The sequence below is a fragment of the [Borrelia] finlandensis genome, assembly GCF_030438365.2.
GTDB classification, from domain to species: Bacteria; Spirochaetota; Spirochaetia; order Borreliales; family Borreliaceae; genus Borreliella; species Borreliella finlandensis.
The window spans coordinates 667,544-689,889 of the sequence record NZ_CP124070.1 but is presented as its reverse complement, the minus strand read 5'-3'; the positions used below and the strand labels follow the sequence as shown (position 1 = coordinate 689,889).

Below are 22,346 nucleotides of genomic sequence, written 5' to 3'. Positions count from 1 at the left end.
CTTTTTTAACTTCATTTTTTTTCAGACAAAACTTTATCAATAGAGTTTTTTATAAATACTGCTTCGTTATTTGGACTTAATTCTAAAATAACATCCGTATCGCCTAATTTTTTCACAACTCCAAAAATTCCACCTATTGTTAATACCTTATCGCCCTTTTTTAGATTTTTTATCATTTCTTTTTTATTCTTCTCTTCCTTACGCTGAGGAGATATCACTAAAAACCAAAATATAGCAATAACAGGCACAAAAACTAATAAACTTCGTAAAAAGCTACTATTGCCGCTAAATTCTTGCAATAAAAACACAAAACCTCCCATACTATACATATGTCACTTTTATCTTATTAATATCATCGGGATAAACTACTCCAAATAAAAGCTTAAAATCATCTTTTTTGGTATAATTAGAGTTACTTATTTTATTATACTCTTCAATTAAATAATTAATAAGACCATCGTCATTCCTATAAAGAGCTTTGCTAAAGGCACTTCTGTAAAGTCCAAGTTCAAAAAGTTCCTTAGCACTTTTACTCTTATTTTCTCTTAAAAGCTGCCTATCTACTATTGCCTTTGAACAATCAAAGCCTATACAAAAAACAAATTCATCCTCACTCAAAATAATTCCTTTGAATAATAAAATATTCACCGGCAAAAACACAAGCTTACCGGTGAAACTTTAATTTACATCATTCCCATTCCTGGGTCCATAGGATAACCACTACCACCAGAAGTATTTTTCTCTTCTTTAATATCTGTGATTGCACATTCTGTTGTTAATAAAAGTCCAGCAATTGAAGCAGCATTTTGAAGCGCACTTCTTGTAACCTTAGCAGGATCAATTATTCCGCTCTCAATCATATTTACCCACTTAAAGCTGGAAGCATCAAACCCAAGCCCTTTTTTTTCGGTTTTGATTTGATGAATGTAAATAGATCCCTCAAAACCAGCATTTGAAATAATCTGTCTCATTGGCTCTTCAAGACTTCTTTTTACGATCTCAAAACCTTGCTTCTCCTCATAGCTTAATTTACTTGTATCTATTGTATCTAAATACATAGCAACTTCAATAAGAGTTGATCCACCGCCAGGCACAACACCCTCTTCAACAGCAGCACGAGTTGCAGAAAGAGCGTCCTCAACTCTATGCTTTTTCTCCTTAAGCTCTACCTCAGTAACAGCTCCAACATTAATAACGGCAACTCCGCCAACAAGTTTTGCAAGACGCTCTTGAAGTTTTTCTTTATCATATTCAGATGTTGAATCTTCAATTTGCTTTTTAATAAGCTCTGAACGCTCCTTTATTTGCTCTTTATTGCCAGTATTAATAATAGTGGTATTGTCTTTATCAACCTTAATAGTTTTAGCCTGTCCAAGTTGCTCAATCTCAACTGTCTCAAGAGTAAGACCTAGCTCCTCACTGATTAAAACACCGCCGGTAAGCACTGCAATATCCTCAAGCATTGCTTTTCGTCTATCACCAAAACCAGGAGATTTAATTGCACATACCTTTAATGCTCCTCTAACGCTGTTTAAAACAAGAGCAGCAAGAGCATCCCCCTCAATGTCCTCAGCAATAATTAATAAAGGTTTATTTGTCCCTAAAACTTTCTCAAGAACTGGTAAAAGCTCTTTAATAGAACTAATCTTTTTCTCATATATCAATATGAAAGCATCGTCAAAATTAACACTCATATTTTCTTTATTGGTAGAAAAATAAGGAGAAAGATATCCTCTATCAAATTGCATACCCTCAACATAAGAAATCGTAGTATCAAAAGTTTTTGACTCTTCAACTGTTATAACACCATCTTTTCCAACTTTATCCATTGCCTCAGCAATTTTTTCACCTATATAACTGTCATTATTAGCAGAAATTGAAGCTACTTGTGCAATCTCTTCTTTTGTTGTAATCTTTTTTGCAGACTGACGAATTTTCTCAGCAGCCAAATTTACAGCGTGATCTATTCCCTTTTTTATTCCAATAGGATTAATTCCTGAAGACACATTCTTAAGGCCTTCTCTTGCAATAGCATAAGCAAGAACAGTAGCGGTTGTTGTTCCATCGCCAGCAACATCATTTGTTTTAATAGCAACTTCCTTTAAAAGCTGTGCCCCCATGTTTTCAAATGGATTTTCAAGCTCAATCTCACGAGCAACGCTAACCCCATCCTTTGTAACCGTTGGAGAGCCGAACTTTTTATCAATAAGGACATTTCTCCCTTTTGGCCCAAGAGTTACTTTTACAGCATTGGATAATTTTTCAACGCCACTAAGTAAGCTTTTTCTAGCATCCTCATTAAAATATATGTCTTTAGCCATAAAAATTTTACCCCTTTCTATAAATAAAAATAATTTACATATAACAATATAAGATTAACATAAACTTAATACATTCGCTATAGTAGCGTATTACTTCTATGCATCAAAAAATACAAAATATACAAAACCAGTAAAAATTTTTATTATATAATGTAAATATTGACTAATCTTTAAATTATAAAGACAAAGAATTTATGTTTAGAAAACTAAAAAAATTGAAAACTTATATTATTATTATTTCAATAACTAAATTTTCAGAAGATAACCTGTTATTAATAATATCAAATATAAAATATTTGATTGAACACAAACAGCTAGCTTACAAAATACATTGGACATTTCCAATATACTTTTTTGAAATTCTAAGAGAACATGAGGAATTAAATAAATGGCTATTTGAAAGATTCAAAACCAATACAGATATATATATGCCTGGAACTTACAGTGGAAGCCCTCATGAATACATGCTGCACGATGAGATACATTTAGACTTGTATTGGGCACTAAAAAATCCATTCAAAAGTGGATACAAAGACATATTTCAAAATACGCCTATTATGTTTTATATATACAACATAGAAAAGTTTAGAAAAAAGGTGACTGAGCTTTACAGAAAGCTTAATTTCAATTATACAGAAGGAATAAGGCAGAGTAAAAATAATAAAAATTATTTAATTTTTTATAAAAATAACTGCCAATATTTATATGAAGTACAAAAAATAGATTCTCCAAAAAGCAACGTAGAAACTCTTATTTATTTTTATGAAATCAAAGAAACTTATGATAATCAAGAACTAAAAAATTTTTTACTTTATTTAAAAGCTTTGGAAAATAACTTACACAGCATTAAGATACAAAATCTAGAAGGATCCAAACTTACCACCGAACTACTAGAGATTCCAAAATTTAACTCCCTTAAAGAGCAAGAGCCAATAATAAATTTTCAAAACAAAAGACTTAAAGATTATCAAATCAACGAAAAAAGCTTAAGAGAATTTTTAATAAATAAACACCAAGATGAAATCATTAAAAATTCAGAATCAATTGTGCCTAAAAATTTGGAATACAATATGGAAGGAAATTTCACGCTATCTCACGATAAATACAATATTAAATTCGAAAATGGAAAATTAAATAAAATAAAATTTAAAGATAAAAAAGCTGAATTTCTAAACACATCTAGAACCTATTTTAAGGTTTCATCAAAAAAAGAACTAATAAAAGAAGCATCTATTGAAAGTTCATTTTCATTTTCAAATGAAAAAATTTTAGGAATAAAACAATATTTAGCTTTTAACTCTGCCAAAAAATCAACAATTGATTTTTTTATAGACGAGACTATCTCTAGCTTCTTTATATCGATTAAAATAAAATGGCCTTCTAAAATAGATCTAGATAAAAAAACATTAAAAAAATGCAATCCTGATTATCTTCTTGAATATTCAGCTCTTGAAATACCTGTTTTTGAAATTGCAAAAGGCACTAATTTAAAAATAACAGCAAAATACAGCGATCTTGATACTTATGAAAAAATAATAATAACTAAAAACAATCCCAAAGGCTACATTAATGGTACAGAATTTTTGATATCTAAAGGAAATGATAAAAACAGCAACTTTTTTATAAGCTTTTTAAATGTTGAAAAACATATCATTCATACAATTAATTATAAAATTGAAAAAATAAATTCTAAGAAATGGTTAATTTTAAATATAGGAGGTTCTTATAACACAGTTAAGATCCAAGATGTAATAAATTACTCTCAAACACTAAATTTAATGATACTACCATTAAATAATAATTTTGATAACAAAATAAAACTGAATTCAAAAATAAAAAATTTAATTTTTTATACTAATATAAAAAAATATGAAAATAAATAAATAATAAGTAGTAAAATATTAATAACTGGGTATAAAATTATCCTAAGAAGAACATAAAAAGTATTTAATCTTTAATTTAAACAAAAAAGGTATAATCATATGAACGACAACATAATAGACGTACATTCCACATTGGAAAAAGTCGGCATTACAAACGATCCTGTATTATTGAAAAATTTAACATCAGAATTAGGAATGAAAGCATCTCACTCGAGAAACAGAATCATTTTATACATAGCATCAAACCCAAAAGAATACTTTACGGCAAAAGAAGTTTATAATAAACTTATAAAAGAAATTCCAAGCCTATCAAAAGCAACGGTATATAACACATTAAATATTCTAAAAGAAAGAAATATACTAAAAGATATAAAAACTACTGATCAAAAAGAAACAAAATTTTATCTAAGCTTGGCTTCCACAATAGCTCACTTTAAATGCAATAAATGTAATCAAGTCCACCCTATTCAACTTGACGATATTAAAGATATTTTGAAAGACAAACTTGGAGAAAACTGGGAAACAAAATCTATTGAAATAATTTACTCAGGGCATTGCAATAATTGCTACAAAAAAGATACCCATAATAACAATAATGTCCCAGAAGAGAACAAGGGAATCACTTTATGAATATAAAAAATATCATTTTTATACTTATATTCTTATTGCTCTTAATACTCGTTAGTCCGAGGATAAAATTTAAAAATGAATTTTCAAAAAAACTAATTCCTAAAAACATAGAAGAAATTGACAATTACTTATTAAAAGAAGAATTACAATTTAATTTAGAAAACAATACAAAAAAAGAAATAATCTGGAATAAAGAAAAAGCACAAAAAACAAAATATTCTGTGGTCTATATTCATGGATTTGGAGCATCAAAAAATGAAATTTATCCGGTTCCAAATAATATTGCAAAAGCTCTTAATGCAAATATTTTTTTTACAAGACTTAAAGGGCACGGAATTAACAATAAAAATGTATTTCGGGGAATAACTACCCAAGATTGGCTTATAGATATTGATGAGGCTATTAACATTGGCAAATTAATAGGTGATAAATTAATATTAATTGGCACCTCTAACGGGGGCGCTGCCAGCATCTGGGCCTTGGCAAACTATCCAAATGAAATAAACTCGGCGGTATTAATTTCTCCTAATATATTCCCTTATGACAAAAGAACAAATATCGTTTACTATCCTTGGGGACGACAAATTGCATATCTTATAACAGGTGGCTACAATAAATTCGAAACAAAAGAGTATAAACGAAAAGAACACCCGACTATAAAAAGCCACTCTTCAAGAGTACAGCATGTAGACGCAATTATTGCAATGATGGGCCTTGTCACATTATTAAATTCATATAATTTCAACGAAATCAAAATACCTTTAATAATAACCCACACATCAAATGATCATACAGTAGACCCAATAAAAATAAACGAATTTATAAAAAATTATGGGGGTGAAAAAAAGGATATTCCCATCATACTTCTTGAAAATTCACACGCTCACGTACCTATTGGAAACCAAAGCTACAAAAGCGCCCAAAACACATCATACTTCACAAAGTATGCAGTTGATTTTGTAAACAAGATTAATAAGTAATAGCCTTAAGGCTATTACTTATTAAAAAAAATCAAGCCTCTAGTAATTCTTCTATTTCATTCTTAAGAACACTAACACCTGGTCCGTAAACTACCTGAACCCCATTGCCTTTAATAATTACTCCTTTAGAGCCAGTTTTTTTTAAAATTTTTTCAGAAACTTTAAGAACATCCCTTACTGTAATTCTAAGCCTAGTTGCACAACAATCAAGCTCAACAATATTTGAAGCGCCACCAAGCCCAATAATAACCTTAGTAGCATAATTTTCTTCAAATTCACTACTCTTAGAACTTGGAGAATCTTCAGAATTTAAATCTTGCGTTCTACCCGGGGTTTTAAAATCAAACTTATTTATTAAAAATATAAAAGTAAAGTAGTAAAGAAAAAACCAAACAATGCCTACAACTGGTACCAAAAGCCAATTAGTTCTTGAATTTCCCTGCAAAATACCAAAAAGAATAAAATCAATAAACCCTCCAGAAAACGTTTGACCTATTGTAATTTGAAAAATATGCGCCAACATGAAAGCAAATCCATCAAATGTAGCATGAACAACATAAAGAATAGGGGCTACAAAAAGAAAAGAAAATTCAAGAGGTTCTGTTATACCTGTTAAAAATGACGTTAGCGCTGAAGACATCAAAAGACCAAAAACTTTTGTTCTCTCCTCGCGCTTTGCGGTGTAATATAGAGCAAGTGCAGCTCCGGGCAAGCCAAACATCATGGTAATAAATCGTCCACTCATAAAACGGCTAGTTCCGATAAAAAATCTATTTGTACCTTGAGCAGCAAGTTCCGCAAAGAAAATATTCTGAGTTCCTTCAATCAACTTTCCATCAATAATAACAGATCCCCCAAGGCCTGTTGTCCAAAATGGCAAATAAAATATATGATGAAGACCAAAAGGTCCAAGCATCCTTAAAAAAATTCCATAAATAAGTGTTCCAATATAACCGGTTGAATCTACTAAGCCTCCTACTTTATTAATTCCGCTTTGTACAAATGGCCAAAAAAGAAACATAATAACAGCAAGAAAAATACTAGAAAAAGAAACAATGATCGGAACAAATCTAGATCCAGAAAAAAATCCAAGAACCTTGGGCAAATCTACTTTGTTAAACCTAGAATGAAGATAATAAGTCAAAATACCAACTACAATCCCGCCAAAAACCCCCGTTTCTAAAGTCTTAATTCCAAGAACAAAACCCACAGCACCGCTAGAGAAAGACTCCGCTCTGCCTGACACATCAATTAAAACTCCAATAGTAGCATTCATTACAAGGTAGCCAATAAATGCTGCGATTCCAGATGTACCTTTATCTGATTTTGCAAGTCCAACAGCAATTCCAATAGAAAATATTGGTGCTAAATTTGAAAAAATAATAGAACCTGACGCACTCATTATTTTGAAAACTGATTGTAAGAAGAATATATTCAAAAAAGAATACGTCCTAACAGTTTCTGGATTAGAAAGAGAACCTCCAATTCCTAAAAGCAGCCCCGCTGCTGGCAAAATAGCAATGGGAAGCATAAAAGAACGTCCAAATTTCTGAGCTTGTTCAAAACCCTTTAACATAAAACCCTCCTAAAATAAAAAATAAATTAACCTTTAAGTTTAAAATTATTTTTTAATCTGATTTATTTTTTCTACAAATTTTTTAGTAATCTCAGCGGGCCTTGTAATAGCACCCCCTACAACTACTAAATCAACCCCCATTTCAAAGCATTGTTGAGCTTTTAAAGGGGTGTCTATTTTCCCTTCCACTATTAAAGTAGATTTCAAATTAGAATTAAGCAAGGTTTTTAAAAAATTAAAATCATTGTCTGCAATATTCAAACCATTGGTATTTTTTGTATAGCCATACAAAGTTGTTCCAATAAAATCAAATCCCAATTTATCGGCATTAATAGCTTCATCTAAAGAAGAAATATCTGCCATCAAACTCTGTTTTGGATATTTTTTTTTAATATTTTCAAAAAAATCATCAAGTAGCACACCATCAGGCCTATTCCTAAAAGTGGCATCAAGGGCAATTACATCTACCCCTTCATTACAAAGCTCATCAATCTCTTTCATGGTAGGAGTAATAAACACGTCACAATTATTATAATTTTTTTTAATAATACCTATTATTGGCAAATCAACTTCCGACTTAATCTGACTAATGTCACTAACTCCGTTGGCCCTTATTCCAATAGCTCCACCTATTTTAGCTGCCAAAGCCATCTTAGACATAATAAAACTACTATGTAAAGGCTCGTTCTCAAGAGCTTGACAGGATACTATTAACCCTCTTTTGATTTTTACAATAATAATCAAACCTCCTGTAAAATTTATTTTTTTAAAAAAAATAAAAACTTAAATACAGATTATATTTTTTCTTTAAAAAAAATAATTCTTTTAAAGAAAACTAACATAAATTAAAAACAAAAACAATTTATCATTCAATACACATTAAGCTATAATTTAGGCATGGCAAATAAAATCAACTGGTTTCCTGGACACATGAAAAGGGCCTTAGATCTGATAAAGAATAATTTACAAAAAGCTAATATTGTGCTAGAAATACTTGATGCTAGAGCTCCATTTAGCAGTAAAAATCCATTAACTGAAAAAATTACTAAAAATCAAGCTAAAATAATTCTTTTACACAAATCAGATGTTGCTCAAATAAATGAAATTATAAAATGGAAAAAATATTTTGAAAATCTTGGCAATACTGTAATAATAAGCAATATTTACAAAAAAGGAATGCGTAAGCAGATAATAGATATTATTAAAAAATTGGCCATTGTTAAAAAGATAAAAAACTATAAAGAAAAAATAAAAGTTTTGATTATTGGAGTTCCAAATGTTGGAAAATCTTCAATAATAAATCTATTATCCGGCAAAAAGAGCGCAAAAGTTGCTAATAAACCTGGATATACTAAAAATATACAAATAGTAAAAATAAATGAAGAAATCAATCTTTTTGATATGCCAGGAGTTTTATGGCATAATCTAGCAGACCAGTCGATTGCAAAAAAACTTGCAATATTGGATATGATCAAAAATGAAATAGTAGATAGCACAGATCTTGCATTGTATTTACTTGAAATAATGGATCAAAATAATAAAAATATTTTACTAAAAAAATACGAAATATATCATAAAAATTCACTTGATATTCTACAAAATTTTGCAAAAGCAAGAAAATTAATCGGTAAAAAAAATGAACTTAACCTTGAGAAAGCATCAAAAATATTAATCAAAGAATTTAGAGAAGGCAAATTTGGCAAAATAATTCTTGATAAGAATTATAATGCATTTTAAAAAGGGCATTTACATAAATAATAATATTAAGTATAATCTTGATTTGTATTAATACAGCCATAAGGAGGTTGGAATTAGTTGGATAATTGTATCCTAGAGATTAAAAATCTAAGTCATTATTATGATAACAATGGAAACAAAACTTTAGATAACATAAATTTAAAAATTAAAAAAAATGAGTTTATTACACTACTAGGCCCATCCGGATGTGGAAAAACAACATTAATAAAAATATTGGGTGGTTTTTTAAACCAAAAAAATGGAGAAATTTATTTCTTTTCTAAGGAAATATCTAAAACCAGTCCAAACAAAAGAGAAATTAATACTGTATTTCAAAATTATGCGCTTTTCCCACATATGAATGTTTTTGACAATATTTCATTTGGACTTAGAATGAAAAAAACGCCAAAAGATATAATCAAAGAAAAAGTAAAAACATCGCTTTCGCTGATAGGAATGCCAAAATACGCATACAGAAATATTAACGAACTATCGGGGGGGCAAAAGCAAAGAGTTGCAATAGCAAGGGCAATGGTAATGGAACCCAAGCTTTTACTCCTAGATGAACCACTTTCCGCGCTTGATTTGAAAATGCGACAAGAGATGCAAAAAGAATTAAAAAAAATACAGCGTCAGCTTGGAATCACATTCATATATGTTACTCACGATCAAGAAGAGGCATTGACAATGAGTGACAGAATCGTTGTAATGAATGAAGGAATAATTCTACAAATAGGAACACCTGAGGAAATTTACAATGAGCCTAAAACAAAGTTTGTAGCCGATTTTATTGGAGAAAGCAATATTTTTGATGGAACATATAAAAAAGAGCTGGTTGTAAGTTTGCTTGGTCATGAATTTGAATGCCTTGACAAAGGATTTGAAGCTGAAGAAGCAGTTGACCTTGTAATACGCCCAGAAGATGTAAAACTACTTCCAAAAGGAAAAGGGCATTTAAGCGGCACTATAACATCAGCAATTTTTCAAGGGGTTCATTACGAAATGACTCTAGAAATCCAAAAAACAAATTGGATAGTTCAAAGCACAAGACTTACAAAAGTTGGAGAAGAAGTTGACATATTCTTAGAACCTGATGATATTCATGTTATGCATAAGGAATAATGGTTTTGAAAAAGTTGATATTAATCATATACTCCATATTCCTACTAACATTTAGTATTCTTCCCTTACTAATAATAATATTGCTTGGATTTTTAAATGAAAAAAACGAATTTACCATCTATAATTTCATTGGACTTTTAAATCCAAGTTATCTTAATATTTTTTCAAGAAGTCTAAAACTCGCAACAATAGCAACAATTTTTTGCATTTTAATAGGCTATCCTGCCGCCTGGCTAATTTCATTATCAAAAAAAAGTGCTCAAAATAAATTAATAATCATGATAATACTTCCTATGTGGATAAATACATTGCTTAGAACTTATGCCTGGATGAGAATACTTGGAAAAAACGGATTCATCAACAACTTATTTGAAAAGATCGGAATTGGAACCTTAGATCTTCTTTATAATGAACAGGCTGTTACAATAGGCATGATATACAATTTTTTGCCTTTTATGATCTTGCCAATATACACAGGGCTTTTAAAAATTAAGCCAGAATACATTGAAGCATCACAAGATCTTGGAGCAAGAATGTGGCAAATATTACTTTATATAAAAATACCACTAACGCTCTCTTACCTGGCAACAGGAATAATTATGGTATTTATTCCTTCAATTACGGTATTTATCATTTCAGATTTGCTAGGGGGCTCTAAACAAATTTTAATAGGAAATCTAATAAGCAAACAGTTTCTCTTTATAGAAGACTGGAATACTGGAGCTGCAATTTCATTTATTTTAATGTTAGCAATATTAATTTTTAATTTAATAATAATAAAATTAATGCGAAAAAATAATGGAGAGTAAAATATGTTTAGAGCCTTTAAAAACATTTTCTTATTTCTAATACTCAGCTTTATTTACCTTCCAATAATAATCTTAATAATTTATTCCTTTAACTCTGGTGACAGTGGATTTATATGGCAAGGATTTAGTCTAAAATGGTATAAAGAAATTTTTGCCTCAAGTCAAATCAAATCAGCAATATTTAACACCATTTTAATAGCTACAATCTCATCTTTGACTTCTGTTGTTATTGGAATTATTGGTGCTTATGCAATTTATAAATCAGAAAACAAAAAATTAAAAACAATACTATTATCAGCAAATAAAATAACAATAATTAATCCTGACATTGTAACAGGAATAAGCTTAATGACATTTTATTCTGCAATAAAAATGCAATTGGGATTTTCTACAATGCTAATATCACATATAATTTTTTCAACACCATACGTAGTAATAATAATTTTACCCAAATTATACTCTCTTCCCAACAATATTATTGATGCTGCCAAAGATCTTGGAGCCTCAGAAATTCAAATATTCTTCAATATAATTTATCCAGAAATCGTAGGAAGCATAGCAACTGGAGCTCTTATTGCCTTTACATTATCAATAGATGATTTTTTGATATCATTTTTCACCACTGGACAGGGATTTAATAATTTATCTATCCTAATAAACTCGCTAACAAAAAGAGGCATCAAACCCGTAATAAATGCTATTTCTGCAATATTGTTTTTTACAATATTGAGCCTTTTGTTTATTATTAATAAATTTATAGGAATTAAAAAATTAACAACAGATGCTGAGCTTTAAAATGAAAAAAGGAGTACTTATGAAAAAAATTTTTATATTAATAGCAATTCTTACAACTTTTGCTTGCACCAACAAAGACACAATAACTTTAAACGTATTTAATTGGGCAGAATATATTGACGAGACTTTATTAGATCAATTTGAAAAGGAAAACAATATAAAAATTAATTATGAAATCTTTCACAATAATGAAGAAATGATGGCTAAATTTAACAACACAAAGAATTACTACGATATAATAGTCCCATCAGAATATTTAATCCAAGAATTAATCGATGAGGGCAAAATTGAAAAATTAGACTACTCAAAATTGCCAAATGTAACAAAAAATATTACTCAAAATCTTACAAACCTGGAACATGATCCTGGCAATCTTTATTCAGTGCCAGCCTACTGGGGATTAATGGGCATACTTTACAATAAAACTAAAATAGATTTAAATGACATGCAAGGTTTTGACATTTTATTTAATAAAAAATATAAAAAAGAGATTACAATGCTAGATTCCCCTAAAGACAATATTGGAGTTGCTTTAAAAAAACTTGGATACTCAATAAATGAGCATGATACAGATAAAATTAAAGAAGCTGGAGAGCTTTTAAAAATCCAAAATCCACTATTAATCGGATATTTCTCAGATGTGCCTGCAAAATCATTGATGCTAAATGGAGAAGCATCTATTCAACTCACATGGAGCGGCGAAGCACAAAGCGCTATGCTAAAAGCCAAAAACTTAGATTTTTATGCACCTGAAAACACCAATCTATGGATAGACGCATTTGTAATTCCTATTGATGCTCCAAATAAAAACTTGGCTTACAAATTTATAAACTTTTTATACGAGAATGAACCATCTTATAAAAATTTCAAAGAAACTAGATATAATTCTCCAAACAAAAACGTAATAAAAAGAATAGAAGAAGAGGCAAAAAATAACCCCGAAATGAAATTATATTTAGAAGAAAAATTTTTACCAAAAGATTTTTCAAAATTTGAAATTTTTAAAAAAATACCTAAAAAAATAAAAGAAGAAATCCTTAAAATATATTTAAATCTGTCTTCTTAAATATTTAAATTCAAAAAAAACTTAAAAGCTTTTAAAATTTAAAGCTTTTAAGTTTTGTGACTATTTTTAAAAAAGACTTAAATATTAATTTAATATCAAGTCCAATTATAGACAAAGCAATCAATAAGATCAAAAATCCTTGATAAATTAAAAATGGAAAAATGTCAAAAGGAGAAAGCTTACCTTTTGTAAAATCTACAAGAGCTATAACATGCATACTATGGGGCAAAATACTTAAAAAAAAGCACGAAGACATACAAAGTAAAGCCGCAATACGCTTTGAGTTTAAATTATTCTCCTTAGTTATTGATCTTACAACAGAACCACTCATTAAAATAGCAAGCCCATTATTTGCAAGAAACATGGTCAAAATGCCAACTAAAACAACAATGACAAATTCCGAAGTTCTTTTAGACTTTGACATTTTTTGCAATTTTAAGAGCAACCAATCAAACCCCCCATACTTAATTGTCATATAAGAAATTCCACCTGTAGAAATAACAAGAATAAACATTTCCCCTAGACCTAAAAATCCTTCATTGATTTTTTTAGCCAGCAATAAAAAAGTAATATCTGAATAATAAATTCCAATAATACCAGCAACAACAATGCCTAAAAACAGGGCTAAAAATACATCAAAGCCTGAGATTGCAAAAACCATAACAAAAATATACGGAATAATTTTGAAAAAATTTATTTCACCAGACTCAATAATAAAACTATCGGTCTTGCAATAATAAGAACCTAAAAATGCAAAAGCAAGGCTTGCTAAAATTGCTGCTGGAAACGTATAAAAAGCTCCATTTTTGAAAACATCAACAATATTAACCTTTTGAGTATGACTTGAAATAATAGGGGTATCTGATATTAAAGACATGTTGTCTCCAAATGCACCAGCGCTAAGAATAGTACCAGCAATCAATGGAAGGGGGATGTTTACCTTATCTGCGAGCTCCAAAGCAATAGGAGCAACAGCAACAACAGTCCCCATAAAACTTCCGGTGGAAAAAGACAAAAAAAGAGTAATTAAAAAAATGCCACATACTATTAAATTCAATGGAACATATTTAAGACCAATATTTACTACAGCATCAACACTTCCTATTTCTTTACAAACAGCAGAAAAAGCACCGGATAACATAAATATTAAAGATATAAAAATAACATCTTGCTGAGCGCATCCCTCAATGAATTTATTCATTTTTGCCAAAAAAGATCCCCTAAAAATAATAAATGTCAAAACAATAGCAATAAACATAGCAACTACGGGAGGCATTTGATAAAATGCCCTTTTTACACCATTAAAATAAAGAACGAGTCCTGTGCCAATATAAATCCCTATAAAAAGAAAAAAAGGCATAAGCCCCCAAAAATTTGGAACCACATTGGTTTCTCTTTCTAATTTTAGATCTCTTTCCAATTTTAACCCTCCTAAATCATATAAAATAATTAAGAATAATTTATTCTAAATAAAATCAAAAAAATTAAACAATGCAAATCTTAAAATTTTTAAAATTTTTATTTTTTAAAAAAAAATAAAAAAAGTTTTTTTATATCAAGGCCCAAAATAGATAAAATAACAAAAAACAATAAAAATCCAAAATAAACTAAAAATGGCAAAACACTAATTGGCGACACAAGTCCATTTGAAAAGTTCACTAAAATAATCATTTGTGCACCATAAGGAATAATACCTTGAAAAATACAAGAGAACATATCTAAAATAGAAGCGCTTCTTTGAACACTGATGTTATTTTCAAAAGCTATCTTTTTTGCTACTTTGCCGCAAATAAGTATAGCAATTGTGTTATTAGCAAGAAAAACATCAACTATTGAAACAAAAGCCCCAATAGAAAATTCCGCTGAACTTTTTCCTCTAATCAAGGATTTTAATTTAATAAGTAGCCATTTAAAGCCTCCATTATGAATCACGGCAAAAGAAACTCCCCCTGTTAAAATTGAAAGAAAAATCAAATCCGCCATATTTAAAAACCCTTTATTAATGTTTTTCATTACATCTAGAAAGTATAAATCACCATACAAAACGCTAATAAGACATATAGAAAGAACGCCTAAAAAAAGAACTATAAAAACATTCATTCCAGCTAAAGAAAAAAATATAATAATTAAATAAGGCAAAGTTTTCACCAAGTCTATTGAACTTTCGTGTAAAAAGTTTGTGGTATTGGGCAAATTTTCAGAAAGAAAGAAAAAAGAAAAAAAAGTTAGTATGGCGGATGGAAAAGCATAAAAACTGCTACTAATAAAAACATCTAAGATGCTACTACCTTGAGTTCGACTAGAAACAATAGTTGTATCTGATATTAAAGAAAGATTATCTCCAAACATAGCTCCACACATTACAGATGCTGCTATTAAATTAGGATTAATACCGCTTTTAACAGCAATATTAAAAGCAATAGGAGCAATTGCAACAATAGATCCAACAGAAGTGCCGGCAGAAAAAGAGAGAAAGCAAGTTACAAAAAATATACCAGAAGCAATCCAATTAGGATTAATATATTTAATTCCCAAATTTGCTACAGTTTCAACGCAGCCTATTTCTTTGCAAAGAGAAGAGAAAGCTCCCGAAAGCATAAAAATAAGACACATTAGTATAATATCGTACTGAGCAGCTCCTTTAATAAATATGTGAATTTTGTCGGAAAATTTTCCTTTAAACACTAAAAAACAAACAATGGAAGCAAAAAACATTGCAACACTAGCCGGCAGTTGATAAAAGGCCATTTCTACACCAATAACCCCCAAATAAATCCCCGTGCCTAAATAGATAATAATAAAAACAAAAAAAGGAATAAGCCCAAAAAAACTTGGCTGCCCTCTTACTTCAATATTTTCCATATACATCCTTTAAATATAAGCATTGTTTTTATAAAACAGATTACTTATATCTTTTAATGATAACGCAAATTATTAATCGATGCATAAATTTGCAATCAAATCAAGAATAAAAATCCTTAAAACCCTTAAAATACTTAAAAAGAAAAATAAAAATTTATCAAAAACTTTATTACTAAGTCGCAAGAAATAAAAATCTAAGAACGCTCATTATAAATAAAACAAGCATTAAAAAGGAATAGGAATAAATTATATAAAAAATTTTATCTCATTTATATATTTAAAAAATATCTTTTAAAAAACTAGAAAATTAAATTTTACGCCAAAAATGATCTTTTTCTAAAATAGAGTCTATCTCTTTTGGTCCTTCAGAGCCATAAAAATAATTACAAATTTCAATATCTGCCCATTTATTTGCAACATCTGAAACAAATTCCCAAGAACTTTCAATCTCATCACTTGTCGCATACAAAGTACCATCTCCTAAAAAAGCGTCTAACAATAAACGCTCATAAGCCTCATCAAACAATCTTTTAAATGCTCCGTGATATGAAAACTCCATATTAGCGGTTTGAATTTCATAATTATATCCGGGCTTCTTGGTATTGAATTTAATTTCAATTCCATCCCTTGGTTGAATCCTAAATATCAAAGCATTAGAAAAATCAACAGAGCTATTGTTAAAAAGAGTAAAGCTTGGTTTTTTAAATTGAATATATATTTCTGAAAATTTTCTAGCAAGACCTTTTCCAGTTCTAAGATAAAAAGGAACCCCAGACCAACGCCAATTATTAATAAACACTTTCATAGCTAAATAAGTTTCGGTATTTGAATTTCCCAAAAATTCTGTTTCATCTTTATAGCCTTTTTTAAAAACCCCTTGAACTTGTGAACCTATATATTGACCCTTAACAATGTAATTCTTAATATCTTCTTTGCTAATTTTCCTCAAACTTTTTAAAACTTTTACTTTTTCATCATGAATAAACTCAGAATCAAATTTAATAGGAGACTCCATTGCAACAAGGCTTAACAATTGTAAAATATGATTTTGAACCATATCCTTCAAAGCGCCAACAGAATCGTAATACTCCACTCTTCCATCAAGACCTAATTCTTCTGCTACCGTAATCTGAACAAAATCTACATAACGATTATTCCAAATATTTTCAAAAATAGAATTGCCGAATCTAAATGTAAAAATATTTTGAACCGTTTCTTTACCCAAATAGTGATCTATTCTATAAATTTGATCTTCTTTAAAAGCAGAATAAAGCAAGCTATTTAATTTTTTTGCTGTCTCAAGACTAGAGCCAAAAGGCTTCTCAAGAACTATTTTTGACAAAGTCAATCTTTCGCTTAAAAAATACTTTTTCAAATGATTAATTATAGGTCCATAAAATGCCGGAGACGTCGAAAGATAATATATCGTTTCTCGACTTCTATCTAAAAATTTAAATAAATTTTTATAAGGCTCCTTTTCATTAAAATCACCAAATACATAAACAAAAAAATTTAAAAAAATCTCAATCAACGAATCGGTCTCTTCCTGCCATAAAGAATCTTTAATATACAATCTAAATTCTTTATCTGTAAAAATCTTACGAGAAAAACCAATAACCCTAAAATTGCTAATACATTTATTTTTAAATAAATTAAAAAGTGAAGGAATAAGCTTTTTTCTAGACAAATTCCCGGTAACCCCAAAAATTACAATATCAAAATTAGAAACACTTCTTTCTTTCATAGAATTTAGTCCAATCTGATCAATTTATTATATATCACAAAAAACATATTCATAAAGATTAGCAGACAAAAATTAAGCTCAAATTAAATATCATTTTTTTATAAACAAAACTAGTATATAATAAGGAGAATGAAAAATCTATCACTATTTACAGATTTTTATGAAATTTCAATGATGAACGCTTATTTTACAAAAGGAATTAATCCTAAAGCAAAATTTGAAGTATTTTTTAGAAAAACACCCTTTAAAAATGGCTATATTGTTTTAGCTGGAATGCACACATTGATTAATGAATTAAAAAATATTCGTTTTGGAGAAAATGAACTTAAATATTTAAAAAGCTTTAATATATTAGATAAACAATTTTTAAACTTTCTAAGAGAATTCAAACTAAACGTAAAAATAAGCTCAATAGAAGAGGGTCGACTAGTTTTCCCCCACGCACCAATAGTTGTGATTGAAGGACACTTAATAGAATTATTATTAATAGAAGGGTTAGTGTTAAATATAATAAACTTTGAAAGTTTGATAGCAACAAAAACCGCTAGAATAAAAGAATCTGGTGCAAAAATTTTAGCAGAACTTGGGCTAAGAAGAGCTCAAGGAATAAATGGAGCACTTTCTGCCAGCAAAGCCGCCTACATAGGGGGAGCAGATTTTACAAGCAATATGCTTGCTGGATATAAATACAATATACCAGTTACAGGAACAATGGCTCATAGTTGGGTAATGAGCTTTGAAACCGAAGAGCAAGCATTCAGAGAATATGCAAAAACATATCCAAACAAAGTAAGCTTGCTAATCGATACTTACGACACGCTTAACAGTGGATTAAAAAATGCCATTAAAATATTCAAAGAATTAAAACAGGAAGAAAAAAATAATTTTTCAATAAGAATTGACAGCGGAGATCTTGAATATTTAAGTAAAGCAGCAAGAAAAGAATTAAACCGAAATGGATTACATCATGTAAAAATTATTGCGTCTAATGAGCTTGACGAAAATATTATCATGTACTTAAATTCAATAAATGCTCCAATTGATATTTGGGGCGTTGGAACAAATTTAGTTACAGCAAAAGGAGATCCAAGCCTTTCAGGAGTATATAAAATGATCTCTATAGAAAAAAATGGAAAATTTATACCAAAAATAAAAATATCAAATAACGCAGAAAAATCCACATTACCTGACCAAAAAGAAGTTGCAAGAATGTATTTAAATGGCCAGATGATCTTTGATTTTATCTTTTTAAAAGAAGAAAAAGATAAAATCAAAGATCATCTGGATTCAGGAAAAGAATTTACCGTTTTTCATCCAATACAAGACAACATTTTCAAAATCATCAAACAATATGACGATTTTGAATTTCTAACTCACACTGTCTTAGAAAATGGAAAACTTCGCAAAGGCTACGAGCCTAGCTTAAACAATATTAGAAATAAAACCAAACTTGACTTAAGCAAACTTGAACATACGTACAAAAGAATAATTAATCCCCACATATATAAAGTAAGTATCAGTAAAAACTTAAGAAAGTTAAAAAACAAGCTCACAAAAGATATCAAAAACAATTAATATATGTATATATATAAAACTAACAAAGTAAATAAAATTTATAATAAAATTAAAGAACTAACTCAAAACGACAATATTTTTAAAAAAGAAACACTCATCATAGTAAAAAATGATCTCTTAAGAGAAGAAATTAAAAAAACCATAGCAAAACTAAATGGGATTTCTTATAATCTAAATATTAAAAAAAATGCCGCAAAAAGCATATATGAAATTTCTTTTAAAAATCCCAATATAAAAAAATACATAGAAGAAAATACTTTTTCATTTTACTTGGAAACAGAAAAATTTATTTTATACAACATATTGAAAACTGAAAAACTAAAATACATAAAAGATTTCAAATCCACAAAGAATAGGTACTTTTTTGCATCAAAAATAATAGATTTATTCCACCATTATTACTCAAAATTTTCAAAATTAATTGAAACTTGGGAAGATAATGGATTTTTATTCCAAGAAGAAAATTTAAAACCCTACGAGAATATGCAAAAAGAACTATTTAAAAAGCTCTTTGAAAAACAAAAAAATATTTTAAACTTACATAAAAAAATAATTCGGGAAAAACCAACAAAAAATATAGAAATTGAAATTAAAAAAATAATATTTATTGGCAACAACAGAGAGATTGAGAAAAAAATTATCAACTCTTTAGAAAAAATTTTTGATTTTGAAGTGCATGTGTTAATTTTTGAAGATTTACTAAACTATGAATCTACTCTTGTTAAAGAATTGTTGTTAAAAAAAACAAAAATCAACCCAATAAAATATCAAGCTTTAGAAAAAGTAGATATTGAATTATTTAAAGGTGAAAATTTTTTAACAAGCATTAAAAATAATATCATAGCAAAAACTCCAATTTCAACATTAGACGATAGCTTTAAAATAATAGAAGCTAAAAATCAAAAACGTGAAGTAGAAATTTTGACAAATCAAATAGTACACTCAATGCAAAAAAATAACCTAAAATTAAGCGACATAGCAATAACTTGTTTGCAAGAAAAATTTAATGAATATTTGCCATATATAGAAGAATGCCTAAATAAATATGAAATCGAATATAGTATTCTATGTTATAACAATTTGTCAAGAGGAGAAAGTATAATAGCTTTAAAAAAGCTAATGGATCTTTTCATATCAAAAAACGGAACAATTAGTAATTTTAGCAGAAAAGAAGTATTTGACCTGCTAAGTAACAACAAGGTAATGAAAAAATTTAATATATCAACATCTGAATTAAACTATTTAATAGAATTTAGCGATGCGATGAACATTAGTTTTGGCGCAAACAAAACTCACAAAGAAAATCTAAACTATGATCAAAACTTTTTAAACTCGTGGGAAGATGGATTTAATCGATTTTTAATGTCTGAAATATTTGACGAAAAATACGAAGAGGAAACCCAAAAAGAAAGCACAAGATTCCAAGATCAAGAGTCAATAATGAAACTTATAACAATAGTAAAAAGTTTGTATGAAGATATAAACTATTTTAAAAATAAAGCATACAAAGTATATGAATGGGCAGAAATCATAGAAATTTTTATTCAAAAATATATTGATCTTGAAGATTTTAATACAACCGATGAATATTTACAAAATAAGATAAAATCCTTTAAAAATTTCCCCAAAGATTTAAATGACAATCTTTACAAAAACTATTTAAAAGAAATTAATGAAATAAAAATTGAATTTTATCTTTTTAAAATTATGTTTGAAGAAAGTCTTGAAAAAGAAAAATACGGAGTAATGTATAAAAAAAATGGAATATTGATTGCCAATTACAAAGAAATAGAATATCTTCAAAAAAAAGAAATTCATTTTTTGGGATTTCAAAAATTCAACTCTAAGATAAATTATGATAATATGAATTTATTAAATGAATACTATGAACATGAGAATACTGAAAAAGAGGAAATAACAGCTCTTTTTAATTTGATTTTTGCAACATCAGAAAAATTTTACCTTTACTGCTCATTTCAAGACAACTTAAGTCTAGAAATTAATACATCAAAAACAATCAACAAAATACTTGAACACATACAAAAGTATGAAAAAAATTTTCAAATAGAAAAGCATCCAAATGAAAACCACGACCCAGTATATTTTAAAGATGTAAAAGAAAATTATTTAATAAACTATGATCTAGAAGCCTATAATATCGCAAAAATACTACAAAATTCTAAACCAATTAGATTCAAGCAAAATAAAATTAAACTAGAAAGCCCAATTAAGCTAAATTTATACGAATTAAAAAATGCCCTTTCTAATCCTTACAAGCACTTTTACGAAAAAACTTTAAACGTTAAAATACAAGACATAAGATTGGAAAATGAAATCAAAGAAAAACAAGAAGAACAAATTTTCAGTGTTATTGAAATTATTTACAGACTTATAAAAAATTCAACACTACTGCATGAATACATAATGGAGAAAAAAGATGATGCAAGAAAAGCAATAGAAATTATTAAAAACCATATTAGACATGAAATACAACAAGGAAGCATTCCCTTCAACATAGATCAAAAAACGACTGTAAATAAAATCTTAAAAAAAATAAATAAATTAAAATATAACGCTGCTGAAAGCTTAAAAAAGCTTTCAGCAATGACAAAAAGCAAAATTAAATTTTGCGAAAAAATAAAACTAAATTTTCAAAATAAAAATATAGAATTTGAATTAAAAAAAGATATTGAGAATGTATATAAAGTCGAAAACGATTATTTTTATTTAAATTTTGTAAAAAAAGACTATTGCAATATCCCAGATAAAATAAAAAATGAAATAGATTTATATATAACAGGACTGCTAATAAAAAAAGAAATACAGAACTTCAATTCATTAACAGAAGTAAAAATTGATCTTGAAAGCTTAACGGCAAAAACAACTATTTGCTATCATCACAAGGAGATAATAATTGATGACATTGAAAATATGCTTATGCAATTTGCATACATATCAAGCTATCCAACTCCAATTTACCAAAGCTTGATAATTAAAATTTTAACAAAAATAACTCAAAATAATTTTTCAAATTGTTTTAAGAATTTAATAAAAATGCAGATAAAAAATCCTTCCAAAGCTTATTTCACAAGCAAAGCACACGAGAGATTTTTAAAAACTAGCGAAATAACACTCTGCGATTACTATAACAGATTTAAAGACACTCATGATTTCAAGTTAGACAAAAATTTATTAATATTGATAGAAAAATTTTACATTAAATTCGTAAGGCCAAAAAATTAAAAT

Annotated in this window: 18 protein-coding genes; 10 read left to right on the top strand and 8 right to left on the bottom strand. The window is 28.3% G+C overall.

Annotated features, from left to right (window positions below):
• Positions 1 to 11: 11 nt before the first annotated feature.
• From yajC to groL, 3 genes are all read right to left on the bottom strand, one after another.
• A complete protein-coding gene (gene yajC, locus QIA19_RS03835) occupies positions 12 to 329 on the bottom strand; it encodes a preprotein translocase subunit YajC (RefSeq protein ID WP_002657363.1) in 318 nt (105 codons plus the stop codon).
• A complete protein-coding gene (locus QIA19_RS03830) occupies positions 322 to 618 on the bottom strand; it encodes a hypothetical protein (protein WP_301366239.1) in 297 nt (98 codons plus the stop codon). The genes yajC and QIA19_RS03830 overlap by 8 nt, the downstream gene beginning before the upstream one ends.
• A gap of 65 nt (positions 619 to 683) precedes the next feature.
• Positions 684 to 2,321 carry a chaperonin GroEL gene (groL, locus tag QIA19_RS03825; RefSeq protein ID WP_301365942.1) on the bottom strand — a complete coding sequence of 546 codons (1,638 nt, stop codon included), beginning with the start codon at positions 2,319 to 2,321 and terminating at the stop codon, positions 684 to 686.
• A 194-nt stretch (positions 2,322 to 2,515) separates the two neighbouring features.
• Here groL and QIA19_RS03820 point away from each other — a divergent pair, with 194 nt between their 5' ends.
• From QIA19_RS03820 to QIA19_RS03810, 3 genes are all read left to right on the top strand, one after another.
• On the top strand, positions 2,516 to 4,204 hold the full coding sequence (locus QIA19_RS03820; RefSeq protein WP_008882220.1) for a hypothetical protein: 1,689 nt from the start codon (positions 2,516 to 2,518) through the stop codon (positions 4,202 to 4,204).
• A gap of 99 nt (positions 4,205 to 4,303) precedes the next feature.
• A complete protein-coding gene (gene bosR / locus QIA19_RS03815) occupies positions 4,304 to 4,834 on the top strand; it encodes an oxidative stress transcriptional regulator BosR (RefSeq protein ID WP_301365941.1) in 531 nt (176 codons plus the stop codon).
• Positions 4,831 to 5,814: a lipase gene (locus QIA19_RS03810; RefSeq protein ID WP_301365939.1), complete on the top strand. Its 984-nt coding sequence runs from the start codon at positions 4,831 to 4,833 to the stop codon at positions 5,812 to 5,814. The genes bosR and QIA19_RS03810 overlap by 4 nt, the downstream gene beginning before the upstream one ends.
• A 31-nt stretch (positions 5,815 to 5,845) precedes the next feature.
• Here the strand turns inward: QIA19_RS03810 and QIA19_RS03805 are convergent, their stop codons facing one another.
• Together QIA19_RS03805 and QIA19_RS03800 are read right to left on the bottom strand one after the other, a co-directional pair.
• Entirely contained in the window at positions 5,846 to 7,390 is a 1,545-nt protein-coding gene (locus QIA19_RS03805) for a maltose/glucose-specific PTS transporter subunit IIC (protein WP_301365937.1), read from the bottom strand.
• A gap of 45 nt (positions 7,391 to 7,435) precedes the next feature.
• A complete protein-coding gene (locus QIA19_RS03800; protein ID WP_301365935.1) occupies positions 7,436 to 8,134 on the bottom strand; it encodes an N-acetylmannosamine-6-phosphate 2-epimerase in 699 nt (232 codons plus the stop codon).
• A 153-nt stretch (positions 8,135 to 8,287) separates the two neighbouring features.
• Here QIA19_RS03800 and ylqF point away from each other — a divergent pair, with 153 nt between their 5' ends.
• The 5 genes from ylqF to QIA19_RS03775 all read left to right on the top strand — a co-directional run bounded on the left by ylqF (position 8,288) and on the right by QIA19_RS03775 (position 12,919).
• Positions 8,288 to 9,127: a ribosome biogenesis GTPase YlqF gene (gene ylqF, locus QIA19_RS03795; RefSeq protein ID WP_301365933.1), complete on the top strand. Its 840-nt coding sequence runs from the start codon at positions 8,288 to 8,290 to the stop codon at positions 9,125 to 9,127.
• 78 nt (positions 9,128 to 9,205) lie between these two features.
• Positions 9,206 to 10,249 carry an ABC transporter ATP-binding protein gene (locus QIA19_RS03790; RefSeq protein ID WP_008882173.1) on the top strand — a complete coding sequence of 348 codons (1,044 nt, stop codon included), beginning with the start codon at positions 9,206 to 9,208 and terminating at the stop codon, positions 10,247 to 10,249.
• A gap of 5 nt (positions 10,250 to 10,254) precedes the next feature.
• Positions 10,255 to 11,058, top strand: a complete 804-nt coding sequence (locus QIA19_RS03785; protein WP_008882225.1) for an ABC transporter permease — start codon at positions 10,255 to 10,257, stop codon at positions 11,056 to 11,058.
• A gap of 3 nt (positions 11,059 to 11,061) precedes the next feature.
• Complete coding sequence (locus QIA19_RS03780) at positions 11,062 to 11,853, top strand: ABC transporter permease (protein WP_008882167.1); 792 nt, start codon at positions 11,062 to 11,064, stop codon at positions 11,851 to 11,853.
• A gap of 19 nt (positions 11,854 to 11,872) precedes the next feature.
• A complete protein-coding gene (locus QIA19_RS03775; RefSeq protein ID WP_301365927.1) occupies positions 11,873 to 12,919 on the top strand; it encodes an ABC transporter substrate-binding protein in 1,047 nt (348 codons plus the stop codon).
• 31 nt (positions 12,920 to 12,950) lie between these two features.
• Here QIA19_RS03775 and QIA19_RS03770 read toward each other — a convergent pair whose 3' ends face one another.
• The 3 genes from QIA19_RS03770 to zwf form a co-directional block, all read right to left on the bottom strand.
• Positions 12,951 to 14,339 carry a Na+/H+ antiporter NhaC family protein gene (locus QIA19_RS03770; protein WP_301365925.1) on the bottom strand — a complete coding sequence of 463 codons (1,389 nt, stop codon included), beginning with the start codon at positions 14,337 to 14,339 and terminating at the stop codon, positions 12,951 to 12,953.
• A 98-nt stretch (positions 14,340 to 14,437) separates the two neighbouring features.
• Positions 14,438 to 15,781: a Na+/H+ antiporter NhaC family protein gene (locus tag QIA19_RS03765; RefSeq protein WP_301365923.1), complete on the bottom strand. Its 1,344-nt coding sequence runs from the start codon at positions 15,779 to 15,781 to the stop codon at positions 14,438 to 14,440.
• Between the two features lie 307 nt (positions 15,782 to 16,088).
• Positions 16,089 to 17,525, bottom strand: a complete 1,437-nt coding sequence (gene zwf / locus QIA19_RS03760) for a glucose-6-phosphate dehydrogenase (protein WP_301365921.1) — start codon at positions 17,523 to 17,525, stop codon at positions 16,089 to 16,091.
• 129 nt (positions 17,526 to 17,654) lie between these two features.
• Here zwf and QIA19_RS03755 point away from each other — a divergent pair, with 129 nt between their 5' ends.
• Entirely contained in the window at positions 17,655 to 19,100 is a 1,446-nt protein-coding gene (locus tag QIA19_RS03755; protein ID WP_301365919.1) for a nicotinate phosphoribosyltransferase, read from the top strand.
• 3 nt (positions 19,101 to 19,103) lie between these two features.
• Positions 19,104 to 22,343 (top strand): PD-(D/E)XK nuclease family protein, encoded by a 3,240-nt coding sequence (locus QIA19_RS03750; RefSeq protein ID WP_301365917.1) that lies wholly within the window; start codon positions 19,104 to 19,106, stop codon positions 22,341 to 22,343.
• Positions 22,344 to 22,346: the final 3 nt, after the last annotated feature.